Consider the following 24,803-nt stretch of genomic DNA (forward strand, 5'->3'; position numbering starts at 1 on the left):
ACCGCATTCAGGACGACGCAGGCGATGGACTATCACCCGTGCCGTCGGTGTCGGCAGACGGCTTGCCGCCGTGGCCCCCCCCTTCTCCGAGCAGACGGCGGGCAAGCGCGGCGAGCCCGCGCACGGGCAAGCCGAGCCAGGCCGGGCGATTAGCCGCTTCATAGCGTACTTCGTAGGCAGCCTTTTCGACGAGGAACAAATCGAGCAGCGCGGCTTCGACGTCCGGCGAGACGAGTGGGCGCTCGAGGTGCTCGATGGCTTCGTGATAGCCAGCGAGGAAGCTTTCCGCACCTTGCTCGTGAAAGCGTTCGAACAGGCTGCGCTTGCGTTCGGCCGTCTGCGCGGGGGCGGCTTCGGTCGTCGACTGTGCCGCTGCGCTCGCATACGACAGCGAGCGCAGCAGGCCGGCCACGTCGACGAGCGGGCAGCGCTTCATGCGGCGCCGCTCGAGCGGGCGAGCGGGTTCGCCCTCGAAGTCGATCAGGTACACGTCGCTCTGCGCGATGAGCACCTGGCCCAAATGGAAGTCTCCATGCACGCGAATGCGCAGGGCGTCGAGCTTGTGCGGCACGTGCGATGCGATCACCTGCGCCAGTTCTTCGCGCCGCTCGAGCAGATGTTGCGCGATCTCACGTGTCTCGTCCGACAGCGAGTCGCCCGGCTTCGCGAGCTCAAAGGCAAGCAGATCGAGCGCTTCGCCGAGCATCGTCTGCGTCCCCTCGATCCAGCCTCGCACGTCGGCCGCGGTGGCGCTCTCCGCGGCGAAAGCCGGATCGGTGCAAGGTGCGGCCAGCGCTGCGTGCAGCTCGCCGAGGCGTCGGCCGATGGTGCCCGTCAGCACGCGATAGCCCTCGATCTTTTCGGGTTCGGATTCGTCAGGTTCGGCCGCAAGCGCGAGCTCGTCGACGACCCGGCGTAGGTAATTGAGCACCCAGTTCCACGCATCGCCCTGGTTCTCGATGAAGCCCTGCAGGATCGCCAGCGTGTGCGGCACGCCGGCCGGATCGACGCGGACCACTTCGCCGTATAGCGGCGCGCTGTTCTCGTAGCCGATCTCGGTCAGATGACGGCTCATCTCCACTTCGGGATGGAGGCCGCCGACGAGTCGCCGCACCAGCTTGAGCACGGCCCGCTCGGCGATCACGAGCGAGCTGTTGCTTTGCTCGGCCGCGATCCAGCGGATCTCGGGCGCATCGCCGAGCGCGTCGAGTTCGTCAATGCGCTCGGTGGGGATGAAGCGGATTTCGCTCTTTTGCACGGTCGGCACCCGCGCCCGATCGCGCAGGTTCTTCAGCACGGCATGCGCGAACAGAGGCAGCGCGAATGCATCGGTCAGGTGTCCGATGTTTCTGCCGCGCCGCACGCGCGCCAGGGCGAGCTGGATGAACAGCGGCACCGTCGTATCGGTGCCCCAGCTCACGGCGAGCGGCAGCACGTAGCGTTCGGTATGGCGGCCTACATCGGCCTCGATCTCGGTGAATGCGAAGCCCGCATCGGGGATCGTGGTCAACGCGGCGAGCCGCACCGCGTGCAGTTTTTGATCCTTGGACGCGAACCAGCGGCGCCGGCTCAAGTAGGAGGGCAGCACTTCCGATTCGAGCAGGCGCACGTTCTCGGGCGTCGGCCCCGTCTGCCCGGTGCGGATGACGACCGTCACGAACTCGGGCAGCTGTTCGGAGCCGGGCTGGCTCCAGGCCGGGCGCTCGTCGGTCTTGCAGAGCAGGAACCACAGGAAGCCGTACGGCGGAAATGTCAGCAAATACGTGAGCTGACCGATGGCCGGGAAGACCGAGTCGGCCGTCATTTCGATCGGCACGCGGCCCGCGAACTCGGAGAGGTCGAGCTCGACGGCTTGCGGCGCGCGCGACAGATTGGCCACGCACAGAATCGGCGGCTCGCCTTCCATCTCGCGCAGGTACGCGAGGATCTTGCGATTGGCGGGGCGCAGAAAGCGAATGCTGCCACGCCCGAACGTATGCCTCGAGCGGCGCGTGGCCAGCAGGCGCCGTGTCCAGTTCAGCAGCGAATGGGGGTCACGCGTCTGCGCCTCGACGTTGACCGCATCGAACCCATATAGCGAGCCCATCACGGGCGGCAGCACGAGCTGTTCGGGGTCGGCGCGCGAGAATCCGCCGTTGCGATCCGACGACCATTGCATCGGCGTGCGCACGCCGTCGCGATCGCCGAGGTGGATGTTGTCGCCCATGCCGAGCTCGTCGCCGTAGTAGATGACGGGCGTGCCCGGCATCGACAGCAATAGCGAGTTGATCAGCTCGATGCGGCGGCGGTCGCGCTCCATCAGCGGCGCGAGCCGGCGGCGAATGCCGAGATTGAGCCGCGCGCGGCGATCGCTCGCGTACGTGTTCCACAGATAGTCGCGCTCGGAGTCCGTCACCATCTCGAGCGTGAGCTCGTCGTGATTGCGCAGGAAGATCGCCCACTGGCACGACGGCGGCAGCTCGGGTGTCTGGCGCATGATGTCGGTGATCGGAAAGCGGTCCTCGCTGGCAATCGCCATGTAGATGCGCGGCATCAGCGGGAAATGGAACGCCATGTGGCATTCGTCTTCCGAGCCGAAGTATTCCTGAACGTCTTCGGGCCACTGGTTCGCTTCGGCCAGCAACATGCGGTTCGGATACTCGGCATCGATCGTCGCGCGAACGCGCCTGAGGATCTCATGCGTCTCGGGCAGGTTCTCGTTGCTCGTGCCTTCGCGTTCGACGAGGTAGGGCACCGCATCGAGCCGCAACCCGTCGATACCCATGTCGAGCCAGAAGCGCATGACGCTCAGCATTTCCCGCATCACCGACGGATTGTCGAAGTTCAGATCGGGCTGGTGCGAGTAGAACCGGTGCCAGTAGTAGGCGCCCGCGAGCGGGTCGTGCGTCCAGTTCGACGGCTCCGTGTCGATGAAGATGATGCGCGTGCCGGCGTACTTCTTGTCGTTGTCGGACCAGACGTAGTAGTTGCGATGGTTCGAGCCCGGCTTGGCGCGGCGCGCTCGCTGGAACCACGGGTGCTGATCCGACGTGTGGTTCATGACGAGCTCGGTCACGACGCGGATGCCGCGCGCGTGCGCACCCTGGATGAACCGGCGCACGTCGGCGAGCGTGCCGTAGTCGGGGTGGACGTTGCGATAATCGGCGATGTCATAGCCGTCGTCGCGGCGTGGCGAGGGATAAAACGGCAACAACCAGATCGTGTTGACGCCGAGTTCCGCGATGTAGTCGAGCTTCTCGATGAGTCCCGGGAAGTCGCCGAGCCCGTCGTTGTTTGCATCGAAGAACGACTTCACGTGCACTTGGTAGATGATCGCGTCCTTGTACCAGAGCGGATCGTCGGAGAGGGGGGACGGCTTCGTGCGTCGTCCCGTACGCGTGCGTTGGCGCGCGTCGGGTGGCTGCTCGGCGCGTGCCGCGGCCGTATCGAGGTGCTGGTCTTCACGTTTCATGGTGAGCCTCCTCGGCATCGTTCGTGCGCGCGAGCCATGCATGCGCCTGTTCGTCGCGCGGCAGCCCCGCAGCTGGCGCAATACGCCAGATCGCGAAAGGGCGCGTATCCGGTTCGATCCTCACGTGCTGGCGCCGCCCGTGCCATGCGAACCGGGCGCCGTTCATCAGATCGGTGACGGCAAGCGCATCCCATTCGTGCATGCGCCAATGCTCGAGCGTCTGCCATGGCAGCTCGATGTCGGCCTCCTGCGGCTCGAACGGATCGAGGCTGATCGCGACGAGGATCACGTTCTCGTGCGCGGGCGTCGCCTTCTCGAAGAACAGGATGCGGTCGTTGTGCGCGGGTAGGAACGTCAGGCCCAGATGCGTATGCAGGGCCGGGTTCGACCGCCGGATGCGATTGAGCGCGCCGATGATCTCGACGATGTTGCCGGGCCGATGCCAGTCCCACGCGCGCAGTTGATACTTCTCCGAATCCAGATACTCCTCGCTGTTCGGCAGTGCTGCCGCTTCGCACAGCTCGAAGCCGCTGTATATGCCCCACAGGCCCGAGAGCGTCGCGGCCAGCGCGGCGCGCATCATGAAGCCCGCGCGGCCCCACGCTTGCAGATGGCGCGGGTTGATGTCGGGCGTGTTGACGAAGAAGTGCGGGCGGAAGAACTCGCGCACGTTCGTCTGCGTGAGCTCGGTCAGGTAGTCGATGAAGTCACGCTTCGATTCGCGCCACGTGAAGTACGTGTACGACTGCGAGAAGCCGAGCTTGGCGAGCCGATACATGAGGCGCGGGCGCGTGAAGGCTTCGGACAGAAAGATCACGTCGGGATCGCGCGCGCGAATGTCGTCGATCATCCACTCCCAGAATGGCAACGGTTTGGTATGCGGATTGTCGACGCGGAAGATGTGCACGCCTGCGTCGATCCAGAAGCGGATGACATCGCGCAGCGCGAGCCATAGTGCGGGTTTGGCATCATGCGCATAGAACTCCGGGTTGACGATGTCCTGGTACTTCTTCGGCGGATTCTCCGCATAGCGCAGCGTGCCGTCGGGCCGCCAAGCGAACCATGCCGCGTGCTCGGTCAGCCATGGGTGGTCGGGCGAGCACTGGATCGCGAAGTCGAGCGCGATTTCGAGGCCGTGCGCATGGGCTTGCGCAAGCAGGCGCTTGAAATCGTCGAGCGTGCCGAGTTCGGGATGCAGCGCGGTGTGGCCACCCGTTTCGCTACCGATCGCATACGGGCTGCCGACATCGCCGGGCTGAGCGTGCAAGGCGTTGTTGCGGCCTTTGCGATTGGTTTTGCCGATCGGATGGATCGGCGGGAAGTACAGCACGTCGAAACCCATGTCGCGAATGCGCGGCAGCTTGGCGATCACGTCGTCGAATGTGCCGTGGCGCACCCCGTCGTCGCTCATCGAGCGCGGGAACAGCTCATACCAGCTCGCAAAGCGTGCTTGCGCGCGCTCGGCGTCGATGCGGTACGTCTTGGCATCGTGTGCGAGGAACGGGCGGTGCCTCGCGCGCGCCACGGTTTCGGCGGTCTCCTGTGCGAGCACGAGGTCGATTCGCACGGCCGGGCTCGCATGCGCGAATTGCGATGCCATCTCCTCGAGCCGCCCGATGGCCGAGCGCTGTGCGTCATGACCGCGATGTTCGTGGTGAACCGGATGCTGCGTGCCGGTCGCATCGGCCGTCCTGGCTTCGACGATCACGCGCGCGAGCAGATGGCGCGCTTCTTCGAGCTCGAGATCGACGGCTTGATTGGCATCGAGCTTCTTGCGGATGTGATCGACCAGGGAGGCGAAATCGTCGCGCCAAGCGATCACGGTGAATTCGTAACGGCCCAGGCGCGTGAGCGCAATGCGCGTGTGCCATACGTCGAGCCCGGCTGGCCCCGCAGGAGTCATCGGCGTTTCGTGCCACGCGACTTCGTCGATCGCGCGCCAGATCACGGCCGCCGCGATTTTGTCGTGGCCTTCGCCGAAGATGGCCGCGCGTACTTCCACTTCCTCGCCGACCACGCGTTTGACGACGAAGCGCCCGCCATCGACCGACGGTTCGACACTTTCGATCGCGATGCGAGGCGCGGCGAGCGCCTGCGTGACGGCCGCCGTGGCGGCGCTCCTGGGGGCGTGACGCTCGGCGATGCGCGGGCAGGCGTGCGCGCGTAGCAGGCGTGCTTCGCCGGGCGCGAGCGCGAACGGCGTCAACGGTTCGGACGGGTTCGTGCAGGCGCTCGTCAGCGATTTGAAGGCCATGAAGCTGCCTGGCACACCGTCGAGAAAACGGGCCGGCTCGACGAGCGTCGGCCTATGCAGGTCAGGGTTGGCAATCAATAGTACGGCTTCCTCAGCATGGCGCAGATCGCCATGTCCGCCGCGCAGCAACACGGCTGTGTTCGCGCCGGCCGGCGACAACGCACGGAGTTCGCCGACGGACCCCAGAAGCGGCGTTTGCTGCCGCAGCACATTGGCGCGCTCGAGCTCGCCGCACAGATCGAAGCGAGCGGATGCGCAAGCGGCGCGATAGCGTTCAGCGTTGCCGCCCGTGTACGACATCGGCTCGCTCAAGCCGTACTCGAAGCCCATCGGCACGAGCCAGCCCGCGCCGATGCCCGCCGCTGCCGTGATGGCACGGCGGTAGGCGCGCTCGACGACGATCGCATCGCTTTCGCCGGCGAAGTCGTTCGCGAGCCGGGTGCCGTAAGGCGCTTCAGGAAACGCGATGGGCGCACCCAACCGCACGAGCGCTGCGTGTTCATCGGCGAGCCAGTCCTCGCGGAAATCCCACCAGCGCACCGACGAGAACACGCTGTCGAAGCGCGCCTCGGCGAGCCGGGCCAGGTCGTCGCGGGTGAGGCCGGGTGTGGCCGCCAGCAGCCGCACGTCGGGACGACGCCCACGCACGGCTGCGCGTAGCTTGCGCCAGATGTCGACGGGCACGTGGTGCGGCGAGTCGAAGCGAAACCCTGCGATGCCGGCATCGACGAGCTGGACGAGCCGTTCGCTCCACCAGGCGCCGAGCTGCTCGGCCGCGTGCGCATCGGCGAAATTCGCGTAGGCGGCGTTGTCCTCGTGTCGAGCATGACGCGGGTCGAGTCGTGTGCGCTCGGGCTCGAACGGCAGGAACCAGTGTGGGTGTTCGCGGTACAGCGTGCCATCGGCGGCAAAGCGGTCGACGATCAGATCGGCGAGCAGCGCGATGCCATGCTGGCGCGCGGTGTCGGCGAGCGCTTGCAAGGCGTCGTCGGCCCCGAGGGACGTATCGAACACGGGATGCAGCCGCCGATGGTCGGCAACGAGTTGCTGATGATGAGCGTGACCCGGCGCGAACGGTGAACCGATCAGAACGTGATCGAAGCCGAGAGCCGCGGCGTGCTCGAACTGGGCGGGCCACGCATCGAGGGGCCCGACGAGCAGAGGGTGAATGAAGTAGATCCGCGGCGCATACGCGTGACGTAGTTCCATCGGTCGATTCCAGTGTCGTCCGGCGTGGTGGATGCACGAGAGAAGCGTGCGATCGCATCGCCATACAGGGCGGCGCTCAAGAAGCCTGTCATTCACGCGAACAGGCCCTCGTGCGCGTCGACGCAGCGGATGGATCGGCGTCGGTCCGGCGCTGTGGCGATGCGAAGCGCCTGGGAAGCGCAAGCAGGTTGCATGCCGCAGCGGCCGGGCGCGGCGCGTGTCGCGGGCCGGCGTCGCCGATAGCGACGAGTATGCGCGCGTTGAGCGCCAATGGCATAAGGTTTGTGCCAAGGGCCTGCGACACGGGCTGGTGTAAATCGGTGTAAAGGTGACAGCAGCCAGCGGTGCGTTTTTACATCGACGCGCCATTTGGCTCACATCCGTTCGACACTTGTCGAGGTCGCCGCGGCCCGACCGTCGTATACGGCGAGGGCTCGTGCATGTGGTTCGCGGTTGTTGGCTTACGGCCCGATTTTCGTTTAACGAGAAACCCAGGAGGCAGTGTGCAAACGATCACCCCGTTTCTGTGGTTCGACGATCAGGCCGAGGAGGCCGCGCGTTTCTACATGTCGGTGTTCGAGCGCTCGCGCATGCTCGAGGTCATGCATTACGGCGAGGCTGGGCCCGGCGAGACGGGCAGCGTCATGAGCGTGACGTTCGAGCTCGACGGGCAAAAGTTCATCGCCCTGAATGGCGGACCGAACCCGGCCTTCACGTTTTCGCCGGCCATTTCAATGTTCGTCGAGTGCGAGACGCAAGACGAGGTCGACACGCTATGGGAGCGGCTCTCTGCCGGTGGCGAGACGCAGCAATGCGGCTGGCTGCGCGATAAGTTCGGCATCTGCTGGCAGGTCGTGCCGAGGGTGCTGGGCCGCTTGCTGGTCGACCCGGACAAGACGCGCTCGACGCGCGTGATGCGGGCGATGATGCAGATGCGCAAGCTCGACATTGCCGGCTTGCAACGCGCCTACGACGAGGCTTGATGTCTCTCGCGCACGCCGTCGGTGCAGCGGGGGCGGCGGCCCGACGATTGTCGAACGGCGCCGACGCAGCTATATTTCGGGTCAGTGGGCCCAGCGCGCCACCGCACATAACGAAAGACCGCCACCGTTCGGGAGGGCGGCGTCAAGACCGGATTCGGGGGCACGCTGCCGGCAGCACGGCCGGCAGCCGTCATGTCCAGGACCCAGGAAGCCCACATGCCAGACGCCCGAACAGGCCGGCAATACGATGCGCTGCCGGCCTTCGCCCGCAGACAGTTCATACTCGGCGCTTGCGCGTCGGCCGCCTCGCTTGCGTTCGCCGCGACGCTCGGCGTGTCCACCCAGCCCGCCGGTGCCTTCGGTTACGCCCCGCCAGCCGGTGGCGGGCTCGATGCCTTCGTCGCGCTGTCGCGACAGTTGACAGGCCGCAAGACGCTCGACGCGACGCTCGCACGTCGTATTTATGACGCGCTCGTGAAAGCCGACGCCGCGTTCGAAAAAAACATAGCAGACCTGAATATCTGGCTCAAGACCCATGGCGGGGTGCCCAGCGACACGGTGACGGCCGCGCTGGCCGCGAGCGACGCACCGCTTGCCAAGACGGTCGGGAAAATCATGCGTGCCTGGTATCTGGGCCTGGTCGGCGACATGCCGACCGTGCAGGTCCTGGCCTATGAACGCGCATTGATGTTCGATCCCGTCAGCGATGTTTTGACGATCCCGTCCTATTGCCGGGATGTGCCGTTTTACTGGACGCACAAGCCGACCGACGCGTGAGCGGCCTGCGTGCAGCGCCATAATTGGCATGCACTTTGCTATCGCTCCCGAACGAACAACCGATCTGGCAAGAAGTCTTCACGTATATGGCAAACCACACTTCGGCCGACGTCGTCGTAGTCGGCTCAGGCGTTGCGGGCAGTCTGGTCGCGCATCAGCTCGCGCTCGCGGGCGCGTCGGTCATCATGCTCGAGGCTGGCCCGCGCATCGCACGCGGGAAGATCGTCGAGAACTTCCGGAATTCGCCGGCCAAAGCCGACTTTGCGACGCCGTATCCGTCGATGCCGTACGCGCCGCATCCCGAGTATTCGCCCGAGAACGGCTATTTGATCCAAAAAGGCGAGTATCCGTACAACTCGCAATACCTGCGGCTCGTCGGCGGCACGACGTGGCACTGGGCCGCGGCTACGTGGCGCCTGCTGCCATCCGACTTCAAGCTCAAGACGCTGTACGGCATGGGCCGCGATTGGCCGTTCCCGTATGAAACGCTCGAGCCGTGGTATTACGCCGCCGAAGTGCAGCTCGGCGTATCCGGGCCAGACGCGTCAGTCGATCTCGGCTCGCCGCGCTCACGGCCCTATCCGATGTCGCAACTGCCGCTGTCGTACATGGACTCGCGCTTTAGCGGCGTGCTCAACGGGAACGGCTTCAAGGTCGTGCCGGAGCCCGTCGCACGCAACAGCCGCCCGTACGATGGGCGCCCGACCTGCTGCGGCAACAACAATTGCATGCCGATCTGCCCGATTGCCGCGATGTACAACGGCGGCATTCACGCGACGAAGGCCGAGCAGGCCGGCGTACATCTGATTCCCGAAGCCGTCGTCTATCGCATCGAGGCCGACGACAAGGGGCTCATCACGGCCGTGCACTACAAGAACCCGGCCGGTGGCACCACGCGTGTCACGGGCAAGTTCTTCGTGCTCGCGGCCAACGGCATCGAGACGCCGAAGCTCATGCTGATGTCGACATCCGACAAGTTTCCGACCGGCATCGGCAATCGCTCTGATCAGGTCGGCCGCAATTTGATGGACCACCCCGGCACGGGCGTGAGCTTTCTTGCGAACGAGGCGCTGTGGCCCGGACGCGGTCCGATGGAGATGACCTCGGTCGTCAACTTCCGCGACGGCGCGTTTCGCGCCGAATACGCCGCGAAGAAGCTGCACCTCTCGAACGGCGTGCCGACGATGGCGGTCACGGCTGCGCTGCTCGACAAGGGCGTGACGGGCGCCGAGCTCGACCGCCAGATCCGCGACCGCGCGGCGCGCACGCTGACGATCAATAGCTTTCACGAACATTTGCCCGAGCCGCAAAACCGCGTCGTGCCGTCGGCCGAGCACAAGGATGCGCTAGGCATTCCGAAGCCCGAGATCCACTATGCGATCAACGACTACGTGAAGAAGAGCGCTGCCCACACGCATGAGGTCTACGCGCAGATCGCGGATTTGTTCGGCGGCACCGAAGTCGCCTTCGACGATCGCTTTGCGCCGAACAATCACATCATGGGCACGACGATCATGGGCCTCGATCCGGCCGACTCGGTCGTCGACGCCGACTGCCGCGCGCACGATTCGCCAAATTTGTTTCTCGCCACGAGCGGCGTGATGCCGACGGCCGCGTCCGTCAACTGCACGCTCACGATCGCGGCGCTCGCGCTGCGTCTTGCCGACAAGCTCAAACATGAACTCTGATTGCGCGACGATCCGACGAGAATTCCGATGACGAACCACCGCTTTCGTTCCGAGCCGGGTCACGCACGTCACGACGCCAGCTTCGGCGGCTATCGCCGGCCGGTTCGCGTGGCGTCCTTCGCCGCGGCGTTTGCGCTGTTCGCGCTGTTTCTGGCGTGGCATGCATCGGACGACGATGAGGCTTCCCCCACCGACGAGTTGCCGCTTTCGCGAGCGCAGGCGCAAAGTGCTTCGAGGGTGCCGCCGGCTTCGTCGATTTCTCCAGCTTCTCCAGCCACGATGCAGACCGCCGCTTCGGATGCGACCGGTGCACCGAACCCGAACGCCGGCAGCAACGCAGCGCTCGCAGCCGCGCCGCGCGACGACGCCAACAGCACCGACCTCGTCAAACGCGGTGAATACCTCGCGCGCGCGGGCGACTGCATGGCTTGCCATACGGCGGACAATAGCCGGCCGTTCGCGGGCGGCTTACCGATGAGCACGCCGTTCGGCACGATCTATACGCCGAATATCACGCCCGACCCCGACACGGGCATCGGCCGCTGGAGCGACGCGCAATTCGTCCGTGCAATGCAGGAGGGTATCGGCAAGAGCGGTGAGCATCTGTATCCGGCGTTCCCTTACACGGAGTACACGCGCGTCGCAGGGCGGGACCTGCTTGCGATCCGTGCCTATCTGAACACGCTCGCGCCGATCCGCTATGCGCCGCCACGCAATGACCTGAGCTTTCCGTTCAATCAGCGCTGGCTCATGGTCTTCTGGAACCTGTTCAATTTCCGCGAGGGCCGTTTCGTGCCCGATCCCAAGATGAGTCCGCAGTGGAATCGCGGCGCGTATCTGGTGGAAGGGCTCGCGCACTGCGAGGAATGCCATACGCCGCGCAACTTCATGCAAGGGCTCAAGACCAGCGAGCGATTCTCCGGCGAAGTGCAGGCTGGCTGGCATGCCTTCAACATCACGCCCGACAAGGCGGGTGGCATCGGCAACTGGAGCGACGACGATCTCGTACGGTATCTGGCGAAGGGCGCCGTGGCCGGGCGGGCCAATGCAGCAGGGCCGATGGCCGATGTCGTCGAGAACAGCACGCAGTACTTGAGCGATCCCGACTTGCGCGCGATCGGCGTCTATCTGCGGTCGCTGCCACCCGTTGCCGGTGGCGCCACGCGCGCACGCGATCAATGGGGCAAGCCTGCCGACGATGTCACGCGCTTGCGCGGGACGGCCATCGCGGGCGTGAACGGCGCGCAACTGTTCCTCGCCAACTGTGCAACGTGCCATGCCTGGACAGGGCGGGGCATCGGCGCCGACAAGCCGCTTGCCTATCCTTCGCTGATTCACAACAGCGCCGTTGGCGCGCTTGATGCAGGCAATCTCGCCATGGTGATCCTGCACGGCGTGAGCCGCAAGACGAAGGACGCGGACGTGATGATGCCGGCCTTCGCGTCCGAGCTGAACGACGACGAGGTCGCCGCGCTCGCCAATTATGTGACCAGGCAGTTCGGTGACCCACGTGCGACGCTGACGGCTGCTGATGTCGCCAAGCTGCGCGTGCGCCAGCCATGACGTGATGGGGTGCGCGAAGGCGTTCGAATGCGCCGCGAGAGCGGGACTATCATGCCCATATGGGTACGAGTAGCGAGCACTTCCCCGTCATTTGCCGGCATGCGTCGAATATGCAGGGCCGGGACTTCGTCGTCGGCGATCTGCATGGTTGCGTCGACGCGTTGCGCTATTTGCTGCGCGAAATCGAATTCGACGCAATATGCGACCGGCTGTTTTCTGTCGGCGACCTGATCGATCGCGGCAGCCAGTCGGAGGATGCGATCGCGTTGCTCGACAAGCCCTGGTTCTATTCGGTACTCGGCAACCACGAAGATGCGCTGTGCCAGGTCGCTGAAGGCAGCATGCCGCGCGCGTGGTGGTACAGCATCGGCGGAGATTGGAGTGATGTGCTGCCTGACGAGCAGCTGCGGCAGTACGCGCAGCGCCTGCGCAGGCTGCCGCTTGCGCGCGTGATCGGCGAAGGCGCCCGGCGCTTCAACGTGTTGCATGCCGAGTTCTTCGGCGACGATGCCGAGCTCGATTCGGGGCACTTCACCGAGCGCGTTCGTCAACAGATGCTGTGGGGGCGAGAGCTCGCGCTTGGCAGTGCCGACGAAGCGCGCCAGCGCGGCTTGTCGACGACATACTGCGGCCACACGCCGATGCGCCAGATGGGCCGTATCGGCTCGCAGGTCTTCATCGATACGGGCGCGTTTGCGCTGTCGGGCAAGCTGACGATCACCGAGGCGCTGACGCCACGCGCGTGGTCCGTGTCGCTCGATACGGCTCTGGCGGAAGGGGCCGCCGACATGTCGCTGCCGTGACGCGGGGCGGGAAGCGTTAGCGCGGCCCGCTCATTCGAGCTGATGGAGCTCGAACACGCTGTCGATCGTGCTGCCGTTCCAGTTGTACTCGAGATAGGCGGCGTGCCGGCAGTCGCGCAGGATGATCGTCTTCAAGGCGGCCAGGCATTCGCCCTGAGCATCGCGCACCGACGGATAGACGATACCGGCGCCGCTTGCAGCACGCACGGCGCGGCCCAGCGCTTGCCCCGCACCGTAGTCGCCCGGCGAAAGAACGGCCGGGTCGAACGAGGCCTCGCCACGCAGATCGATCACTTCGCCGCGGGCGGTTACCGTATAAAGCCGCATCTGCTGCCGGACAGGCGGCTCGTTCGTAGCGGACAGAAACGCGCCAGCATGAAAGCGCGTTTCGGCAATGGCCGTGCGGGCTTCGCGCGCGCAGTAGAAGACGCCGTACGTCCCATCGGAAAAGCGGCTGCCGAGCGGATTCAAATGCGTGAACGCCGCCATGATCGGTCCGCAGCCGGGGCCGAAGCGGCGCTCGGCGGCGGGCACGAGATCGAGCTCGCCGACTTCGGTGCGCAAACGGTCGTTCGTCATCGCTTCGAGCGCGTACAGCGCACCGAAGTCTTCCGCCGTGGCGACGCGATCGAACAGGTTGACGGCTGGAAAGCGCGTCGGGATCACACGATAGGCCGGTGCCCAATCGAGCGCGGTGATGCGCCAGCGCGACAGCCGATCGTCGGCGGTCACGTCCAGCCGCCGCGCATGGCGTCGAGATACTGCCGCACGGCGACGAGGTCGCTCACGTTGCCGGCCAGCATACGATCGAGCGCGCGTGCGCCGCCGAACGGCGCTGCGGTGTTGGGCCGCTTGACCCATGCATCGGAGGCCTGCGCGTTCGGTAGCAGGATCTGCAATGCCTTGTAGATGCCGAGCAGCAACGACAGCCGCTCGAGTGTATCGCGCGAGAGCCGCGCGGATTCAGGCGTGGCCTTCCATTTGAAGAACGTGGAGCGGCCGGGCGAGCCGAGCAGGACGATCTGTTCATCCGACGAAAGATCCCAGTCGCGTGCGATGTTGAAGAACGCGCGCAGTCCGGCTGCCGACATCTCGGCGACTGAATGCTCGGTATCCGGCGCTTGGGCCGCGTGCGTACTGGAACTGGCGGACGACGGTCGATGCGAGGTGGCGGCAGGCATGCTGGACAATCTCGAAGCGGACTGTGACTTCATGCTAGTCCATCTCTGGATTAAGGCAAGCCGAGCAAGACCGCGCACGTGCGCGGATCGAATCGCCTAGCTCGTCGTGTCGAGCGCTCCAGCGGCCCGAGACGCCGCGCGATCGGGCCAGCATTGGCAGACGATGAGCCCCGTGAGCATGAGTGCGCAGCCGCCGAGCGCGCGTGTCGTCAGCGTCTCGCCCAGGGCGAGCCAACCCGCGAGCGCGGCGAACACGCCTTCCATGCTGAAGATGACGGCCGCGTGCGCGGGGGCCGCATGGCGTTGCGCGACCACCTGGATCGTGTAGCCGATGCCGACCGACAGCACGCCGCCATACAGGATCGCGGGCAGCGCGCGCATGACCGATTGCAGCCGCAGCGGCTCGCACGCGAGCCCGATCGCGAGGCACACGATGCCGCACGTCGCGAATTGGACGAACGACAGCACGAGCGGATCGCGCGAGCGCGCAAAGCGTCCGACGAGCAGGACTTGCAACGACACAACGAGCGCGCAGCCGAGTTGATACCAGTCGCCGTTGTGCACGACGAACGAGCTATCGACGCTGAGGAAATACATACCGAGGACGGCGAGCAGCGCGCCGAGCCAGGTGCCGGGGCCGGTGCGATGGCCGAGCGCGGCACCCAAGAGCGGCACGACGATCACGTATAGCGAGCTGATGAAGCCGGCGTTGGCGACCTGCGTATCGCGCAAGCCGATCTGCTGCATGGAGATGGCGACGGCGAGCACGATGCCGAGTGCGATGCCGGGCCATGCGAGGCGAGGGCGTTGCACGAGGGAGACGAGCGCCGGGCGCGACGCGGGTCGCAGGCTCATCGACAGCACGACGGCCGAACCGAGCAGAAAGCGCAGGCCCGTAAACAGGAACGGACCGATGACATCGAGGCTCACGCGCTGGGCCACGAACGCGGAGCCCCATATCATCGCGGCAAACAGCATCAGCAGATTGGCGCGCGTGTGGGGGTTCGTGGCGAGTTGTCGAGTCGGGAACGGCATCGGTCAGAGATGGATTTTTTCGCGCAGTCCTCGAGTATATCGATACGCATCTCGACGAGCGGCTCGACGTCGAGCGCTTGAGCTGCGTGGCGGTGCTGTCGAAGCATCACTTTCATCGACAGTTCACGGTGTGGTTTGGTATCGGCGTGGCGCGCTATGTGCAGCTATCCCGGCTCAAGCGGGCTTTGTACCGACTCGCGTTTCGCAATGGCGAGCGCATCGTCGAGATCGCGCTCGAGTGCGGCTATGACGGCCCCGAGGCGTTCGCGCGCGCATTTCGGCAGCACGTGGGTGCTGCCACTGACCTGAACAAGCTCACAGTCTCGGGCTCCGGCTCACACGAACCGCACGCAATAAACCGGCGGCAGATGTGCCGACACCTCCTGCCAGTGCTCCCCCGCATCGTCCGACATCCAGAGCCCACCTGTCGTCGAGCCCATCGCGAGCCGGGTGCCCGTCGCGTCGACGTCGAGCCCGTGCCGATAAACGAGGTCGTACGCCGGTGCCGGCGGCAAGCCCTGCGAGAAGCGCTCGAACGTGCGCCCACCGTCGCGCGTGCGCGTGACTTCAAAATGCCCATCCACCGGAATGCGGCAGGCGTCCTTGACCGCTGGCACGAACCAGGCGGTATCGGGCTCGCGCGGATGCACTGCTACGGCGAAGCCAAAGCTCGACGGCTGAGCCTCGATGCGGTGCCAGTTTTCGGCGCCGTCGGTCGAGCGGAATATCGCGCAGTGATGCTGTGTCCACAGCACGTCGGGCTGCGCCGGGCAGCGTACGACCCGATGCGGGTCCTGGACGTTCTCTTCGCCGCGCCGCTCCGGCGGCATGTAGTCGGCTTCCATGCCGCGCGCGGCCGGCCGCCAGTGTGTGCCGCCGTCCGAGGTTTGCCATACGCCGCCGCACGACACGCCGACAGTCACGTGACGGCTGTCGCGCGGGTCGACCATGATCGAATGAATGCCGGCATGATCGTAGCCGCCGCCCATCCACTCGCGCCGCTCGGGGCGGTCCCATAGCGCGCGGTTCAGCGTCCAGCTTTCGCCGCCGTCGTCGGAGCGAAAGAGCCCGCCCGGGATCGTGCCGGCCCATAGCGAGCCGGGTTCGTCGGCGCCGCCGGGCTCTAGCGTCCAGATCTGCTCGACCGACCACGGCGTATTGTCTTCCGGCGCCGCTGCACTGGTGCCGCCGTCCGCGTTGGTGGCCGCTTCAGGCTTGGGCGGATAGGCGGGCGTCGTGCACGGCTCCCATTCGGTCTGGCCTGCGCGCAGCCGATGCAACTTCACGCCGAAATGACCGAGGTTGAGCGCGGCATATAGCGTGCCGTCGCGCGGATCGGGCAGCACCGCGCTCACGGGCTCGCCGACGAAGTGCAACGCATTCTGCTGCCAGCTTGGCGGTGCACTGTCGCCGCGCGAGGTGCGCGTGAACTCGAACAGTCCCTTGCGGGTGGCGACGAGCAGTCGATCGTTCATCCATTTGCTCCGAGAAGTCCCGGACTTTAGTCCCCGGCTTACCCACAGTTCTTCATTGTAGGACGCAGCACACGGCGTTACCTTTCGCACCTCTATTGATACGTACCGGCTGAGAATCTGCGGCTGCATTCAGGATAGCCGGCCCTGGACTGCCCCGGGGAAGTCCAGGCTTAGGGTAGGAAGCGAGGTTATCCGATTGGTCGACTCGACTAGGTCAGCCCAACGCAGCACAATTGTAGCTTTTAAGCTACAATCATATCCATGATCGAACTCCTTCGATATCGGAGCGCGGACGGCCGCGAGCCGATAACGGAATGGCTCAGTGCAATTCGCGACAAGACGGCTCAAGCGCGCATCCGGATGCGCCTAAGGCAGGTCCAGGCTGGGAATTTCGGTGACTGTGAACCCGTAGGGGAAGGTGTCATTGAGTTGCGCGTCCATGTTGGCGCTGGCTACCGCGTGTATTGCGGCCGGCATGGGAAGCTCATCGTCTTGTTGCTTTGTGGCGGCGACAAGAGCAGCCAGACGGCAGACATCAAACGGGCCAAGGAATGGTGGTTGAAATGGAAACGGAGGTAGTCGTGAGCAAACTCACGGGTGCGGTGTCGCACCACGAGGCGGAAATCGCCGAACTGCGAAACGACCACGAATTGGCGGTCGCATATCTGAAAGCCGCGATGGAATCACTCGACAGCCCCGATGATCGGGCGGCGGGTCTCCTGGCACTGCGTACGGTGGCAGAAGCCTACGGCGGTTTAGGCGTGGTGGCGGCCTCGGCGGGGATTAGTCGTGAGTCACTCTATCGGGCACTCTCAGCGAAAGGCAATCCTACGCTCAAGACGTTACTTGCGGTGCTGAGAGCAGTCGGCATGAGGTTATCGGTGGAGCCCGACGATCATGCGCACGCGTAAGCGGTGCGCAGCGGCGCTAAGGGTGACGCCGACGGCCTATATCGTACCCGCGGTCTTCTCTAAGCAGGCGGCAGGCGGATCTAACCGCCCGACAGCGCTTGCACGACGTAGATGCGGCTCGCTTCGCTGACCGCATCGGACAGCCGTTGTCGGTCGTGCACGGGCCGTCCGTCGACGAACACGACCAGATGGCGGCGCAGGGCTCCTTGATCGTCGAGGATGTAACCGCGCAGCCTCGGCTCGTCGACAAACGCGGCCGACAGCGCTTCGCCGACCGAGCGCGCAGCCACGTCACGTTCAGGCAGGGCGAAATGCCGCTGGATCGATGCGGCGAAAAATAAGTGCGCCATATTGGGCAAACAAAGCGATGGGGCAGTGTTTCAGTGTAGGCGATGACTTCGCTGCGGGAATTGCCGCGCTGCGGTAGATTGCGCCGGTGGCCCTGCACGGCGCCGCACAGCGATGAAAGCGACCCCGATACCCCGATGATCAGGAGACCGATTCGATGACGATCACGATACGCAGGATCGAAGCGCGCGACGAGGCGCGCTGGCGCGAACTCTGGGACGGCTACACGCGCTTTTACGAACGCGAGCCGTCGGAGGCGATCACGCGTCACGCGTGGACTCGCATCTTCGATGCCGCCTCGCCCGTGTACGCGATCGTGGCCGAGGACGAGCGCGGCGTGGTCGTCGGCATGGCGAATTACCTCGTGCACGAAAGCACGTCGTTGCTGACCCCCGTCTGCTATTTGCAGGATCTGTTCGTCGATCCGGCCGTGCGCGCGGGCGGCATCGGCCGCCAGCTCATCGACTGGCTGGTCGATGAGACGCGGCGCCAAGGCTGGTCGCGGCTGTATTGGAATACGAAAGAGAACAACTATCGTGCGCGTGCGCTATACGACAGCTATACGCCGCACAGCGGCTTCGTGCGTTACGTGATCGACACGGCTAATTGACGCAGACACCCATCCGCACATCTGGCACCAAGGCCTACGCCAATGTCGACCTCAGTGCCGTCCAAGCGCAGCCGCCAAGGCCCGCAACGACGCTGCGGAGCGGGGTTCCCGCACACGCGAGTACATGACGACCTGCGACGCGGGTAGCGCGGGCAATCCCAGCCGAGCCCCGACGTCGACGAGCGTTGCGGGCACTACACGCCGTGCGAGCGCCGAAACGGCCAGCCCGGCCTCGAGCGCCGCCCCCACGGCTGCCATGCCGCCGCCGACGAACGTTTCCTGCCAGGGAATATCAGCCGCATCGAGCGCACGGATGGCGAGCGAGCGCACGCCGCACGGCGCCGCGAGTACGGCCAGCGGTAACGGCTCGCCGGCTGGCGGCACCCAGTCGGGCGCAGCCAGCCACGCGAGCGGTTCGGTAAACAACGTCACGGCATCGTTGCGCATCGATGGGGCCGAGCCCTGGTCAGATTCGTTGCGCACGATGACGGCGTCGAACTGCCGCTCGTCATAGCGCGCGAGCAGGCTGGTGGAGCTCCCCAGATGCATTTCGACGACGAGTTGCGGATCGTGTCGATGCATGCTGTTCAGCAGCAGCGTCAGATCGGGGCCGGCCACATGCTCGCTGAGGCCCAGCTTGAGCCGCCGCCGCTCGGTGCCGACCGACGTCACCGCGCGCTCGTGCGCGTGCAGTAATTCGCGTGCAGCGCCGAGAAACGCCTGCCCGGCCGCCGATAGCCGTACCGAGCGCGGCGTGCGTTCGAGCAGCGCCTTGTCCAGATGCGCTTCGAGCCGTTTGATCTTGAGGCTGACAGCCGATTGTGTGGTGGCGAGCGCATCGGCCGCTCGCGTGAAGCTGCACAAGTCGGCCACCTGGACGAACGCCCGCACGGCGTCGAGGTCGAGCAAATCTTTCATTTCTGATGAAAATGAATGAAATCATCAATCATGACTGTTCATGATGATAGCGCGGCAGTAATCTGCTTGCTCGGTTTCAATCATTCATCGAGTTGACCGTTCACTAATCGCCATTTCCGACAGGAGTTCGTTATGCCGCTTACCCGAATCTCGCTGCGCAAGGGCAAATCCACCGAATACCGCCAAGCGCTGGCGGAAAGCGTCCAACGCGCGCTTGTCGAAACGTTCAATGTGCCCTCCGACGATCAGTTCATGTTGATCACTGAACAGGAGCCAGAAAACTTCATCTACGACCGGCAGTACCTCGGCATCGATCGCAGCGACGATTTCGTCGTCATTCAGCTGACCGTCAGCAACACGCGCACGCGCGAAACCAAGCAGGCGCTCTACAAGCGCATCGTCGAGCGGCTCGAGGAAAGCCCCGGCGTGCGGCCCAAGGACGTGTTCATCAATCTCGTCGAGGTGCTGCCCGAGAACTGGTCGTTCGGCGACGGCATGGCGCAATACGTGTGATCCTCTGACGGCCGGCACGGCACTTGTGCGGCATGCCGACGCGGTGCATATTTGGGAATGCCGCGCCGGGCCGCTCGTGTGTAACATGGACAAGGCCAGCACGCTTTGGAGCCCCCATGTCCCGTACTGTCGAACTCGTGCTCGAGATCGAAGCGCAGTCCGCGAATGAATGGATGAACGAGCGCGCAGCGCATGGGCGTCGCGGCCAGTCGCATGCGGGTACACCGAGCATCGGCCACGAACTGGCCGACAGGCTCTCGCGAACGCGCAGCGTCGAGCTGCTGCACGCGCGCGAACCCGTGACCGTACGGGTCTTTCAAATCGGCGATGCCGCGCTGCGCGTGCTGCTCGAAGAGCGCTCAGGCGCGCGACGCCTGCTCGCGACGCGCGCGAAGCGGCTCGTGCCAGGCGTGAGGTTGAACGAGGCCATTTGCGACGTGGCGCTCGAAGCCGGCACACCGCTTGCGTTCAACGATGCGTTGTCGTCCGAAGTGGGCCATGCGCTCGGCATGCCCGATGCGCTCGTGCCGTCGTCGGTGTTGTTGATGAACCGGACGGTCTGGCGCTGGCAGACCTCTGTTGGGCCGGTCGTCGACATCGCGCTGCTCGATGCATATGACCTCGCAGCCCCGGAGAGCGCCGCCACGCATCCGCGCGCGTTGCCTCGTTTTTGCGAACTCCATCTGTCGGCTACATGCGACCCGGGCACCGAGTCGCATAAGGGTCATGACGAAGCAGCACGGGCCGCTGCGGCCGCCGCGCGCGCCGTCTTTGCGGTGGCGGAAAGACTTGTCGACATCCTGCCGGCGTTCCCTACGCTGACCGACGTATTCGCGCGCGCCCGCGGCGAGGCTCCGTCGAGCGAGCCCGTGCGCGCCGCGCGCGTCGAACTCTTCGATGCGAAAACGCCGCACGAGGCGCTCGTGGCGATCGGCTGCAACGTCGCGCGGCACTGGTTCGGCAACGAGCACGGTGTGCGCGAAAGCTCGACGACCGAGTTCGTGCATCAGATGCGCGTGGCGTTGCGGCGCATGAAGACCCTGTTGAAGACGTTTCCGCGCTGGACTGACGATACCTGGATGACGCGCGTCGCACCGGGCATCGACTGGCTCGGCGGACTGCTCGGCGAGGCACGCGATCTCGATGTCTTCGTCGATGCCACGCTGCCGACGTTGGCAGCGGCCGACATCGACGCCAAGACCTGGCACAAGGCACATGCCGCCGCCGAAGCGCGCCGGCTGCAAGCGCGTGCAAGCGTGCAGCAGGCGCTGCGCTCGCGTCGCCATGCGGCGCTGTCGCTGGCGTGGCTCGACTGGCTGGCTGGCCAGCATTTCGCGAATGGACCGCAGCCCGAAGCCGATCTGCCGCTGACCGCATACGCGGCCAAGCGGGTGCGCAAGCATTACCAGCGCTTGACGGCCGAGTCCGCGCTGACGGCGCTCGATGTGGCGGGACGACATCGTCGCCGCATCGAGGCCAAGCGCTTGCGCTATACGCTCGAGTTCTTCGAAGGGTTGGCGTCGCCGAAAACACGCCGTGAGGTCGCCAAACAGCTGGGCCGCCTACAGAGCGTGCTCGGCGAAGGCAGCGACGCGGCCACGGCGTTGCGCTTTCTCGAAGAGCTCGAGGTGACGCCATATCAGAAAGGCTTCGCGCGCGGCTGGTGTGAAGCGGTGAACCGTTGCGCGGCGCACGAAGGCGAACGGTTGTTGCGCGAGTTGCGCAAGCCGAAGATCGTACGGGACGCGTGAGCGCAAACCCGATGCGCATACGAGGCTAACTATAATGGCCCACGTCTATCCTTTCTCGGGCCGAATTCATGAGCGAGTCGTTGTTGTCGTCTTCTGCGCCTGCCGCTGCGGAGCCAGGCTCGAGCCCCGCACCGCTCGAGCTCGGCGGTTCGCTGTGGTTGCGCACGGGGGCTGAAACGATTGGTGGCGCGACCCGCATCGCGCTGCTCTCGGCCATTCGCGAGACAGGTTCCATCACTGGGGCGGCCAAGGCCGTGGGTATGAGCTACAAGGCCGCATGGGACGCCATCGACGCGATGAACAATCTGGCTGGCGAAGCGCTGGTCGTGCGGGCAGCGGGCGGCAAGGGCGGTGGCGGCACGACGCTGACGCCGCGCGGGCTGCGGCTTATCGAAACGTTCCGTGCCGTCGAGCGCGAGCATCGCAAGTTCATCGAACGCGCGAGCGCGGCCATCGAAGACTTCGCGGTCGATTGGGCAATGATTGGGAGAATCGGCATGAAAACGAGCGCACGCAATCAGCTTTACGGCACCGTGTCGTCGGTCAAGCGGGGGGCGGTCAACGACGAGGTGGCGCTGGCTTTGCCGGGGGGGCAGGCGATTGTTGCCGTGCTCACCCACGAGAGTACGGAGTCACTCGGCTTGACCATCGGCGCCTCCGCCTTCGCGCTCGTGAAGGCGTCGTGGGTCATGTTGATCGTCGACGACGCCGGAAGTGGTGGGACGCTGCGCATCTCGGCCCGCAATCAGCTGCGTGGCACGGTCACGCGTGTCGTGCGCGGCGCGGTCAATGCAGAAGTGTCGCTGGCACTTGACCATGCCGACGGCGGTGCGAACGCGCCGGTCGTGACGGCCGTCGTGACCAACGAAAGCGTCGATGCGCTGGAGCTTGCCGAGGGCAAGCCGGCGATCGCCGCGTTCAAGGCGTCGAGCGTGATTCTCGGGACGAACGACTAGTCGTTTACGACGCGTTGCGCGTGGCGAACGTCGTATAGTCGGCGCCTTTCTGCACACGGCCATCCGTCAGCTGCACCACCTGATCGCCGAACATCGCGACGTCGGCCGCATCATGCGTGATGAGCACCATCGGAATGTCGAGCCGCGATTGCAGATCGGAGAGCTCGCGGCGCATGCGCTCGCGCATGTGGGCGTCGAGTGCCGCGAACGGTTCGTCGAGCAGCAGGATGCGCGGCTTGGTCACGAGCGCGCGCGCAAGTGCCACACGCTGCCTTTGTCCACCCGACAACTGGGCCGGCAAGTTGCCAGCGCAATGGCTCAGCTCGAATGCATCGATCCAGTAGTCGACTTCTGCGCGCGTCTCGCGCGCACTCGGATTGAACCAGCCGCCCCGCAGCGCGAAGCCGATGTTTTGCCGCACGTTCAGATGTGGAAACAGTGCGTAGTCCTGAAAAAGGTAGGCGGCACGACGTTCGCGCGTCGGCACATCGATGGCGCGCGCTGCATCGAATAGCGGCTGGCCGCCGAGCGAGATGCTGCCGCGATCGGGCCGCATGAGGCCCGCGATCGCTTGCAGCGTCAGCGTCTTGCCGGCCCCGGATGGCCCGAACAGCACGATGCGCTGACACGTAGCGGCGAACGACACGGTCAGCGTGAAGCGGCGCTCGCGCGTGACGAGCGTTTTGCGGATGTCGACGAGCAGCGTCATGTCAGTGTGCGCCTGGGCGGTGTCATTTCAGCGCGAAGTCAAAAGCGAGTGCTGTGGCACGAGCCGGCCGGCCACGAGCAGCACGACGATGCATACGGCGGAGGTCACGAGCACGAGCAGGTTGGCCGTGGTGTCGTCGCCAGCCTGCACGGCTGCATAGACGGCGACCGACAGCGTCTGCGTACGGCCCGGCAGATTGCCCGCGACCATCAGCGTCGCGCCGAATTCGCCGAGCGCGCGCGCGAATGCAAGCAGCCCGCCCGCGAGAATGCCGCGCGCGGCGAGCGGCAGCGTCACGCGAAAGAAAATGGCCGTCTCGCCGATGCCGAGCGTGCGCGCGGCCTGTTCGAATTGCGGATCGACGGCTTCGAATGCTGCGCGTGCCGATTTGAGCACGAGCGGAAACGCGACGATCATGGCAGCGACGACGGCCCCTTGCCACGTGAACACGAGCTCGATGCCGAGCTTGCCGAGCCACGCGCCCAGGATGCCACGCCGCCCGAGCAGCACGAGCAGGTAGTAGCCGAGCACGGTCGGCGGCATCACGAGCGGCAACGTCAACAGCGAGTCGACGACGTCGCGCATGCCCGAGCGCCAACGCGCGAGTGCGAGCCCCGCCGCGACGCCGAGCACGACGTCGAGCGCCGTTGCCCAGAGCGCGACCTTCAGCGACAGCAGTAACGGAATCCAGGCATCGGTCGTCATCGCGGCATTCCTATCGAGCGAGTCAGAGCCTGATCCTGTAACGCGAAGGCGATTCGCAGCGGCGTCAACGCGCGCATCAATGCGCCGCCGGCGGCTTGAAGCCGTATTTGGCGAGCAGCGCCTGACCCGCGGGCGACAGCACGTAGTCGATGAACGCGTGCGCATCGGCGGCCCGCTTCGTGCCCTCGACGACGGCGATCGGATAGACGATCGGTTTCGTCGTCGGCAGTGTCGCGACGACCTTGACACGCTGCGACATCATCGCTGCGTCGGTACCGAACACGAAGCCCACATCGACTTCCCCACGCGACACGTAATCGAGGCTCTGCCGCACGTTCGCCGCGAGCACCGATTTGGGGTTGATCTTGTCCCACAGGCCAGCAGCCTCGAGCGCCCCCTTCGCGTAACGGCCGGCGGGCACCGACGCCGGATCGGCGAGTGCGATGCGCTTGACCTGCGGCAGTGTGGCGAGCTCGCTGACCGACTTGATGCTCAACGTACTGTCGGCCGGCACGATCATGACGAGCGAATTGGCGGCGAAGTCGCGCCGGGTATCCGCAGCGACGACCTTTGCATCGACGGCCTTGTTCATCGCGGTTTCGTCTGCCGAGGCGAACACGTCGGCCGGTGCGCCGTTGACGATCTGCTGCATCAGCACATCGGAGGCGCCGAAGTTGAGCAGCACCTTGGTGCCCGGATGCTCGTGCTCGAACGCTGCGCCGACATCCTTGAATGCATTGGTGAGGCTCGCGGCGGCCGATACGACCAGTTCGCCGGCCTGCGCGTTCGTCTGGACGGACAGCGCGAAAACGGCGACGGATACGGTGCAAGCATGCTTGAGCAAACGGCGGACGAACGGCGCGGAGGCAGTCATGGCAAACGGGTCGGATGAGAAAAGCGCCATCGTAATATACCGAAGCTTATAGCGCATTGATCAATGACGAACATACCGCAAACCGGATG

At 65.3% G+C, this 24,803-nt stretch carries 22 protein-coding genes and 1 pseudogene; 12 read left to right on the top strand and 11 right to left on the bottom strand.

Annotated features, from left to right (window positions below; genetic code table 11):
- Positions 1-7 precede the first annotated feature (7 nt).
- Positions 8-3,451 (bottom strand): maltose alpha-D-glucosyltransferase, encoded by a 3,444-nt coding sequence (gene treS, locus D7S89_RS14410; RefSeq protein ID WP_121278591.1) that lies wholly within the window; start codon positions 3,449-3,451, stop codon positions 8-10.
- Entirely contained in the window at positions 3,441-6,914 is a 3,474-nt protein-coding gene (locus D7S89_RS14415; RefSeq protein WP_121278393.1) for a maltotransferase domain-containing protein, read from the bottom strand. The genes treS and D7S89_RS14415 overlap by 11 nt, the downstream gene beginning before the upstream one ends.
- A gap of 503 nt (positions 6,915-7,417) precedes the next feature.
- Between D7S89_RS14415 and D7S89_RS14420 the strand changes: the two genes are divergently transcribed.
- The 5 genes from D7S89_RS14420 (at position 7,418) to D7S89_RS14440 (ending at position 12,728) form a co-directional block, all read left to right on the top strand.
- The gene (locus tag D7S89_RS14420) at positions 7,418-7,897 is read left to right on the top strand and encodes a VOC family protein (RefSeq protein WP_121278394.1); all 480 of its coding nucleotides are present in this window, start codon (positions 7,418-7,420) and stop codon (positions 7,895-7,897) included.
- A gap of 216 nt (positions 7,898-8,113) precedes the next feature.
- On the top strand, positions 8,114-8,674 hold the full coding sequence (locus D7S89_RS14425) for a sugar dehydrogenase complex small subunit (protein ID WP_121278395.1): 561 nt from the start codon (positions 8,114-8,116) through the stop codon (positions 8,672-8,674).
- Positions 8,675-8,760: 86 nt separating this feature from the next.
- A complete protein-coding gene (locus D7S89_RS14430; protein WP_121278592.1) occupies positions 8,761-10,362 on the top strand; it encodes a GMC family oxidoreductase in 1,602 nt (533 codons plus the stop codon).
- 27 nt (positions 10,363-10,389) lie between these two features.
- Entirely contained in the window at positions 10,390-11,925 is a 1,536-nt protein-coding gene (locus D7S89_RS14435; protein ID WP_121278396.1) for a c-type cytochrome, read from the top strand.
- Positions 11,926-11,984: 59 nt separating this feature from the next.
- A complete protein-coding gene (locus tag D7S89_RS14440) occupies positions 11,985-12,728 on the top strand; it encodes a metallophosphoesterase (protein WP_121278397.1) in 744 nt (247 codons plus the stop codon).
- Positions 12,729-12,758: 30 nt separating this feature from the next.
- On the opposite strand, the gene D7S89_RS14445 is transcribed toward D7S89_RS14440, so the two are convergent.
- From D7S89_RS14445 to D7S89_RS14455, 3 genes are all read right to left on the bottom strand, one after another.
- On the bottom strand, positions 12,759-13,460 hold the full coding sequence (locus D7S89_RS14445) for an RES family NAD+ phosphorylase (protein WP_121278398.1): 702 nt from the start codon (positions 13,458-13,460) through the stop codon (positions 12,759-12,761).
- Positions 13,457-13,819 (bottom strand): MbcA/ParS/Xre antitoxin family protein, encoded by a 363-nt coding sequence (locus D7S89_RS14450; RefSeq protein ID WP_121278593.1) that lies wholly within the window; start codon positions 13,817-13,819, stop codon positions 13,457-13,459. Before D7S89_RS14450 ends, D7S89_RS14445 begins: the two co-directional genes overlap by 4 nt.
- A 186-nt stretch (positions 13,820-14,005) precedes the next feature.
- Complete coding sequence (locus D7S89_RS14455; RefSeq protein ID WP_245982914.1) at positions 14,006-14,944, bottom strand: DMT family transporter; 939 nt, start codon at positions 14,942-14,944, stop codon at positions 14,006-14,008.
- A 92-nt stretch (positions 14,945-15,036) separates the two neighbouring features.
- Between D7S89_RS14455 and D7S89_RS28150 the strand changes: the two are divergent.
- Positions 15,037-15,228: pseudogene (locus tag D7S89_RS28150) on the top strand (helix-turn-helix domain-containing protein); the annotation flags it as partial.
- A 51-nt stretch (positions 15,229-15,279) separates the two neighbouring features.
- On the opposite strand, the gene D7S89_RS14465 reads toward D7S89_RS28150, so the two are convergent.
- Entirely contained in the window at positions 15,280-16,419 is a 1,140-nt protein-coding gene (locus tag D7S89_RS14465) for a WD40/YVTN/BNR-like repeat-containing protein (protein ID WP_121278399.1), read from the bottom strand.
- Between the two features lie 252 nt (positions 16,420-16,671).
- Between D7S89_RS14465 and D7S89_RS14470 the strand changes: the two genes are divergently transcribed.
- Both D7S89_RS14470 and D7S89_RS14475 read left to right on the top strand, forming a co-directional pair.
- Positions 16,672-16,998 carry a type II toxin-antitoxin system RelE/ParE family toxin gene (locus D7S89_RS14470; RefSeq protein WP_121278400.1) on the top strand — a complete coding sequence of 109 codons (327 nt, stop codon included), beginning with the start codon at positions 16,672-16,674 and terminating at the stop codon, positions 16,996-16,998.
- Positions 16,999-17,000: 2 nt separating this feature from the next.
- A complete protein-coding gene (locus tag D7S89_RS14475) occupies positions 17,001-17,330 on the top strand; it encodes an addiction module antidote protein (protein ID WP_121278595.1) in 330 nt (109 codons plus the stop codon).
- An 80-nt stretch (positions 17,331-17,410) separates the two neighbouring features.
- Here D7S89_RS14475 and D7S89_RS14480 read toward each other — a convergent pair whose 3' ends face one another.
- Positions 17,411-17,680 carry a MoaD/ThiS family protein gene (locus tag D7S89_RS14480; RefSeq protein WP_121278401.1) on the bottom strand — a complete coding sequence of 90 codons (270 nt, stop codon included), beginning with the start codon at positions 17,678-17,680 and terminating at the stop codon, positions 17,411-17,413.
- A gap of 155 nt (positions 17,681-17,835) precedes the next feature.
- Between D7S89_RS14480 and D7S89_RS14485 the strand changes: the two genes are divergently transcribed.
- Positions 17,836-18,288 (top strand): GNAT family N-acetyltransferase, encoded by a 453-nt coding sequence (locus D7S89_RS14485; RefSeq protein ID WP_121278402.1) that lies wholly within the window; start codon positions 17,836-17,838, stop codon positions 18,286-18,288.
- A gap of 51 nt (positions 18,289-18,339) precedes the next feature.
- Here the strand turns inward: D7S89_RS14485 and D7S89_RS14490 are convergent, their stop codons facing one another.
- Positions 18,340-19,206 (bottom strand): LysR substrate-binding domain-containing protein, encoded by an 867-nt coding sequence (locus D7S89_RS14490; RefSeq protein ID WP_121278403.1) that lies wholly within the window; start codon positions 19,204-19,206, stop codon positions 18,340-18,342.
- Positions 19,207-19,338: 132 nt separating this feature from the next.
- Here D7S89_RS14490 and D7S89_RS14495 point away from each other — a divergent pair, with 132 nt between their 5' ends.
- From D7S89_RS14495 to D7S89_RS14505, 3 genes are all read left to right on the top strand, one after another.
- Positions 19,339-19,719 carry a tautomerase family protein gene (locus D7S89_RS14495; protein WP_121278404.1) on the top strand — a complete coding sequence of 127 codons (381 nt, stop codon included), beginning with the start codon at positions 19,339-19,341 and terminating at the stop codon, positions 19,717-19,719.
- Between the two features lie 116 nt (positions 19,720-19,835).
- Complete coding sequence (locus D7S89_RS14500) at positions 19,836-21,470, top strand: CHAD domain-containing protein (protein WP_183085198.1); 1,635 nt, start codon at positions 19,836-19,838, stop codon at positions 21,468-21,470.
- A 68-nt stretch (positions 21,471-21,538) separates the two neighbouring features.
- Positions 21,539-22,426, top strand: a complete 888-nt coding sequence (locus D7S89_RS14505; RefSeq protein WP_121278406.1) for a TOBE domain-containing protein — start codon at positions 21,539-21,541, stop codon at positions 22,424-22,426.
- Between the two features lie 4 nt (positions 22,427-22,430).
- On the opposite strand, the gene D7S89_RS14510 is transcribed toward D7S89_RS14505, so the two are convergent.
- The 3 genes from D7S89_RS14510 to modA form a co-directional block, all read right to left on the bottom strand.
- Positions 22,431-23,135, bottom strand: a complete 705-nt coding sequence (locus D7S89_RS14510) for a sulfate/molybdate ABC transporter ATP-binding protein (RefSeq protein WP_121278407.1) — start codon at positions 23,133-23,135, stop codon at positions 22,431-22,433.
- Positions 23,136-23,162: 27 nt separating this feature from the next.
- On the bottom strand, positions 23,163-23,840 hold the full coding sequence (gene modB, locus D7S89_RS14515; RefSeq protein ID WP_121278408.1) for a molybdate ABC transporter permease subunit: 678 nt from the start codon (positions 23,838-23,840) through the stop codon (positions 23,163-23,165).
- Positions 23,841-23,916: 76 nt separating this feature from the next.
- Positions 23,917-24,744, bottom strand: coding sequence for a molybdate ABC transporter substrate-binding protein (modA, locus tag D7S89_RS14520; RefSeq protein ID WP_183085199.1), 828 nt, complete (start codon positions 24,742-24,744; stop codon positions 23,917-23,919).
- Positions 24,745-24,803: the final 59 nt, after the last annotated feature.

This window comes from Trinickia fusca (genome assembly GCF_003628145.1).
Classification (GTDB): Bacteria; Pseudomonadota; Gammaproteobacteria; order Burkholderiales; family Burkholderiaceae; genus Trinickia; species Trinickia fusca.

Bases quoted from the DNA above. Each gene is read 5' to 3' on its own strand.
- D7S89_RS14435 (WP_121278396.1), top strand. From the start codon at position 10,390: ATGACGAACCACCGCTTTCGTTCCGAGCCGGGTCACGCACGTCACGAC.
- D7S89_RS14490 (WP_121278403.1), bottom strand. From the start codon at position 19,206: ATGAAAGATTTGCTCGACCTCGACGCCGTGCGGGCGTTCGTCCAGGTG.
- D7S89_RS14430 (WP_121278592.1), top strand. From the start codon at position 8,761: ATGGCAAACCACACTTCGGCCGACGTCGTCGTAGTCGGCTCAGGCGTT.
- D7S89_RS14440 (WP_121278397.1), top strand. From the start codon at position 11,985: ATGGGTACGAGTAGCGAGCACTTCCCCGTCATTTGCCGGCATGCGTCG.
- D7S89_RS14485 (WP_121278402.1), top strand. From the start codon at position 17,836: ATGACGATCACGATACGCAGGATCGAAGCGCGCGACGAGGCGCGCTGG.
- D7S89_RS14450 (WP_121278593.1), bottom strand. From the start codon at position 13,819: ATGTCGGCAGCCGGACTGCGCGCGTTCTTCAACATCGCACGCGACTGG.
- D7S89_RS14415 (WP_121278393.1), bottom strand. From the start codon at position 6,914: ATGGAACTACGTCACGCGTATGCGCCGCGGATCTACTTCATTCACCCT.
- D7S89_RS14455 (WP_245982914.1), bottom strand. From the start codon at position 14,944: ATGCCGTTCCCGACTCGACAACTCGCCACGAACCCCCACACGCGCGCC.
- D7S89_RS14465 (WP_121278399.1), bottom strand. From the start codon at position 16,419: ATGAACGATCGACTGCTCGTCGCCACCCGCAAGGGACTGTTCGAGTTC.
- D7S89_RS14505 (WP_121278406.1), top strand. From the start codon at position 21,539: ATGAGCGAGTCGTTGTTGTCGTCTTCTGCGCCTGCCGCTGCGGAGCCA.
- D7S89_RS14495 (WP_121278404.1), top strand. From the start codon at position 19,339: ATGCCGCTTACCCGAATCTCGCTGCGCAAGGGCAAATCCACCGAATAC.
- D7S89_RS14480 (WP_121278401.1), bottom strand. From the start codon at position 17,680: ATGGCGCACTTATTTTTCGCCGCATCGATCCAGCGGCATTTCGCCCTG.
- treS (WP_121278591.1), bottom strand. From the start codon at position 3,451: ATGAAACGTGAAGACCAGCACCTCGATACGGCCGCGGCACGCGCCGAG.
- D7S89_RS14500 (WP_183085198.1), top strand. From the start codon at position 19,836: ATGTCCCGTACTGTCGAACTCGTGCTCGAGATCGAAGCGCAGTCCGCG.
- modA (WP_183085199.1), bottom strand. From the start codon at position 24,744: ATGGCGCTTTTCTCATCCGACCCGTTTGCCATGACTGCCTCCGCGCCG.
- D7S89_RS14510 (WP_121278407.1), bottom strand. From the start codon at position 23,135: ATGACGCTGCTCGTCGACATCCGCAAAACGCTCGTCACGCGCGAGCGC.
- modB (WP_121278408.1), bottom strand. From the start codon at position 23,840: ATGACGACCGATGCCTGGATTCCGTTACTGCTGTCGCTGAAGGTCGCG.
- D7S89_RS14425 (WP_121278395.1), top strand. From the start codon at position 8,114: ATGCCAGACGCCCGAACAGGCCGGCAATACGATGCGCTGCCGGCCTTC.